The organism is Bradyrhizobium sp. (assembly GCF_050014615.1).
Lineage (GTDB): Bacteria > Pseudomonadota > Alphaproteobacteria > Rhizobiales > Xanthobacteraceae > Bradyrhizobium.
In genome coordinates this window covers 1-2,935 of record NZ_JBEKCZ010000347.1, presented here as the reverse complement: position 1 = coordinate 2,935, position 2,935 = coordinate 1, and the positions used below count along the sequence as shown (strand labels likewise).

Sequence of the window (2,935 nt, the reverse complement as noted above, 5' to 3'; positions counted from 1 at the left end):
TCGACGCCCATCTGCTTGATGATCGATCGCGCGACCTCGGCGACCGTTACCTTCAGCATCACCTGATCGCGGCCGCGGACAATAATGGAGTTGACGACCTTGTCGGTGCCGCCTGCGAGCCGCGCGGCGAGATCGCCGGCCTGTTGCGCCTCAATCGGGCTCGCGGCCGAGCCGGACAGCATCACGCTTTCGCCGACGCCTTCGATCTGGATATCGGCGTTCGGCAGCGCCTGCTTCAGCGCGGCGCGCAGGCCGTTGAGGTCCCGTTTGACGGCGATGTCATAGGCCGCGATCTGCTGGCCGGACGAATCGAAGAAGACGATGTTGGTCTGCCCGACCGCGGCGCCGATAATATAGGCGCGCTGGGCGGAGCGGACGACGGCGTTTGCTATCTTGGGATCGGCGACCAGCACATCCTTGATGTCACGCGGTAAATCGATCACGATCGACTTGCCGATGCCGAGCGCAAGAAACCGCGCGTTCATCTGCCCGTCGACGGCGGCCGGCGCCGCGGTGGCACGATTGTCGCCCGCCACAGCCGGGACCATGGCCGGGTTGAACGTCATCGCCGCCGCGGCCGAAAACGACAGGGCGCGGACCACGAAAGTCCGCAGCAGCTGATTTTCCCTGTATTTCATATCGCGCGTCCTTTGGTCACGTCTGTGTCTCGACCGGGCCAAAGACGCCGTCGCGATCCACATTGATGCTGTCAGTCGGGGGAAGCGTGTTGTCGGACCGGTCGGCGGGCAATGCGGCGATGCCGCCGACACCGACAACGATGGTCAGGACGACAATGCGTGCGGTATTCATACGCTTCACTTTCCACATTACGCCGCGACGCTTCCGCCGCCGTGACGCGAGTTGACCAGCTATTCGTCAAAGCATGGTTAATGAGGCGTATCTAAATCGCCTTAACGGCGGGTTTACTTTGAGGTCAGCGCGCGGTTGGGGGTCAGCGAGCGACGAAGTGCGTCAGGTCGACCGCCCTGATCCATTCCGTTTCCGGGTAGATCATCAACGCCCCGATCGCGAGCGCGATGCCGTAGGGAATGCCGGTTTCCTTGGCGTGCAGCCGGAGCAGCCAGGCCTGGCCGGAAAGCGCGTAAGGCAGCGGCCATTGCCGGAACTCGAGCAGTAACAGCGTCAGGACGCCGCCGAACAGCGATGCATAGACCAGATAGGTCATCAGATGGCCAAAGCCGAACCAAAGTGCCGCGCCGGCCGCCACCTTGGCATCTCCGCCGCCGACCCAACCCATGGCAAAGCAAGCAAAAGCCGCCGCGAGCACGGCGGCGCCGGCACCCAGATGCAAGAGGATATCGTAAAGTCCCATGCCGCTCAGGAGGGCGAGTATCAGGAAGCCCGCCGCCAGCGCCAGCGACACCCGGTTGGAAATCGTCATGGTGAACAGGTCGCTCGCCGCCGCAAACGCCATCAGGGCCGGAAATAGCAGGAGGCGTGCAATGTCGAGAATCATGGCTGTCCGTTGCCCGCGGCTGTGGAGGGTCGGGTTGCGAGCCTAGGGGCCAGAGATGAACAATCGGGAAACGGGCAGCCGTATCACCACAGGCTCGCGATCCGGGCCAACAAGGCGAGAAGCGCCAGCGCCAGCGCCAGGCAAACCAGTTCCGTCGGCGCATCAGGCGAAACCGCTGCCGGATCCTTGTTCGCGGCCGAAACGGAAGCAGGCTTACGCATATTCATACTCAACGAGAACAGATCGAAGGCGGGCGAGCCGTGCAGGCGAGGGTCGTCACCCTCATCCGGTATCTGCCGCCGGACCATCACCTTTTATCGAAACCTCTAACGCCGGATTAACCAGGGATCGTCTGGCCGGCGTTCTCGGCGCCGTGGCCGTGGCGTCGTCGCAGCGCCGGACAGATTGCGGTGCAGCTCATTCGGTTGCGTAAGCCTGCCTCGAACGACGGCGTCGAAGGGTCTGCTTTACGGCTCCTTAAGTCGCGAAAGGGTATCCCTGAGCACCTGTTCAGATGAGGCGGCCATGTCCTTAACCCTCGAAGTCCTCACGATGTTCGGCTCGACGATCGCCAAGGTGGTCCCGATCACGATCGTGCTGGCGCTGGTGTTCTCGGTGCTGACCCACTTCTGGGCCTGCAATGCCGCCACACCCTGGTGGCGCAAGCGCGAACTGATCACCGATATCTGCTACTGGTTCTTCGTTCCATTGTTCGCGCGCGTGCTGCGGATCGGCTTGCTGGTGCTCGGTGCCAGCGTGGTCTTCGGGATTCATGATGCCGACGAGCTGATTGCCTTTTACGACAATGGCCATGGTCCGCTGTCCGCGCTGCCGCTGTGGTTACAGGGGCTGCTGTTCCTGGTGTTGTCCGATTTCATGCTGTACTGGCTGCACCGGTTGTTTCACGGCGGCGGTTTCTGGAAATATCACGCGATCCATCATTCCTCGGAAGAACTGGACTGGATTTCGGCGGCGCGTTTCCACCCGGCCAACCTGTTTCTCGGCACCATCATGGTCGACGTCATCTTGCTGATGGCCGGCATCTCGCCGAACATCATGATCTGGGTCGGCCCGTTCACGACATTCCATTCGGCATTCGTGCACGCCAATCTCAACTGGACGCTTGGTCCGTTCAAATACGTGCTGGCGACGCCGGTCTTCCACCGCTGGCATCACACCTCGCTCGAAGAGGGCGGCAACACCAACTTTGCCGGGACGTTTCCGATCTGGGATATTCTTTTTGGAACTTTCCGGATGCCGGAAAACAGACTCCCGGAACAATATGGCGTGGACGATCAGGGAATCCCGTCCGAGATTGCCGGACAGCTGGCCTATCCGTTCCGGCAATAGCACCCGGAGCGACATTCCATATCCGTCGCCTTGTCGGCTCCCGATTTGCAGTTCGTTCATCTATTAAGCTCAGATTGGCCCGGTCAGGTCTCGAGTCCGGATAGCTAT

At 61.4% G+C, this 2,935-nt stretch carries 5 protein-coding genes; 1 reads left to right on the top strand and 4 read right to left on the bottom strand.

The features are described from left to right. From ABR948_RS29355 to ABR948_RS29340, 4 genes are all read right to left on the bottom strand, one after another. The coding region (locus ABR948_RS29355; RefSeq protein WP_428124797.1) for a pilus assembly protein N-terminal domain-containing protein at positions 1 to 638 on the bottom strand (638 nt) is incomplete at its 3' end. Positions 639 to 654: 16 nt separating this feature from the next. After that, positions 655 to 810, bottom strand: a complete 156-nt coding sequence (locus ABR948_RS29350) for a hypothetical protein (protein ID WP_428124795.1) — start codon at positions 808 to 810, stop codon at positions 655 to 657. 142 nt (positions 811 to 952) lie between these two features. Further along, entirely contained in the window at positions 953 to 1,477 is a 525-nt protein-coding gene (locus ABR948_RS29345; RefSeq protein ID WP_428124793.1) for an A24 family peptidase, read from the bottom strand. 83 nt (positions 1,478 to 1,560) lie between these two features. After that, positions 1,561 to 1,698: a hypothetical protein gene (locus ABR948_RS29340; protein ID WP_428124791.1), complete on the bottom strand. Its 138-nt coding sequence runs from the start codon at positions 1,696 to 1,698 to the stop codon at positions 1,561 to 1,563. Between the two features lie 304 nt (positions 1,699 to 2,002). Between ABR948_RS29340 and ABR948_RS29335 the strand changes: the two genes are divergently transcribed. Continuing rightward, entirely contained in the window at positions 2,003 to 2,827 is an 825-nt protein-coding gene (locus tag ABR948_RS29335; protein ID WP_428124789.1) for a sterol desaturase family protein, read from the top strand. Positions 2,828 to 2,935: the final 108 nt, after the last annotated feature.